The 870-nt window shown below is 59.9% G+C and carries 1 pseudogene; it reads left to right on the top strand.

Features of this window, described 5'->3' with window-relative positions:
- Window positions 1-83 precede the first annotated feature (83 nt).
- Window positions 84-853, top strand: a pseudogene (locus tag DVH29_RS16105) (IS5 family transposase).
- The last annotated feature ends 17 nt before the right edge of the window (window positions 854-870 follow it).

Here is an 870-nt window from a genome sequence, read left to right as displayed (position 1 = left end):
TAGGTTCAATCGACATTCAGGATTCAATTCTGTCGGGGAGTGTGATTCATGGGTTTCCAGATTCAATGATCTGGAGGCCCATAATGTCGAAGCCCAAGCGATACGAACTGACGCCTGAACAATGGCGACGGATCGGGGATTTGCTACCCGGCAAGCCTAGCGATCCGGGCCGTTCGGGGAGCGATAATCTCACCTTCGTCAACGGCGTGCTTTGGGTGCTGCGCTCGGGCGCGCATTGGCACGATCTTCCCGAGCGCTACGGCAAGTGGAAGACCGCCCATAAGCGCTTCACGCGATGGGCTAAGGCCGGTGTATGGGAGCGCGTCTTCGCCGAGCTCATTGACGATCCCAAGAACGATTATGTCAGTCTCGACTCAAGCCTCGTGCGCGCCCATCAACAGGCAGCCACCGGAAAGGGCGGCGGCCAAAAAGGGGGGATCAGGCTCTGGGGCGTTCCCGAGGAGGACTGACGACCAAAATCCACATGGCCGTGGATGCACTCGGCCGACCGCTGAAGCTGATCCTCACACCCGGCCAGCGCGGCGACGCACCTCTCGCCCCGGCTCTGCTCGAAGGCCTCTCGCCGCGCCGCGTATTGGCCGACAAGGCCTATGATTCCAATGCTCTTCGCGGCCTTATCGCCAGCATGGGCGCCGAAGCGGTCATCCCCTGCAACCCAACCCGAAAGACGCCGATCCCTTACGACTTCAAGGCCTACAAGGTCCGTAACACCATCGAGCGCTGTTTCAACAAGCTCAAGCACTTCAGGCGCATCGCAACACGCTTCGACCGCCGCGCGACCCACTTCCTAAGCTTCTTGCAACTCGCCGCAGCAATGCTGTGGATGCGATGAATGTCGATTCAGCCTAG

Source organism: Pelagibacterium lacus (assembly GCF_003345525.1).
GTDB classification, from domain to species: domain Bacteria; phylum Pseudomonadota; class Alphaproteobacteria; order Rhizobiales; family Devosiaceae; genus Pelagibacterium; species Pelagibacterium lacus.
The sequence above is the reverse complement of the archived record's forward strand: the minus strand, read 5'-3'. Positions and strand labels throughout refer to the sequence as shown.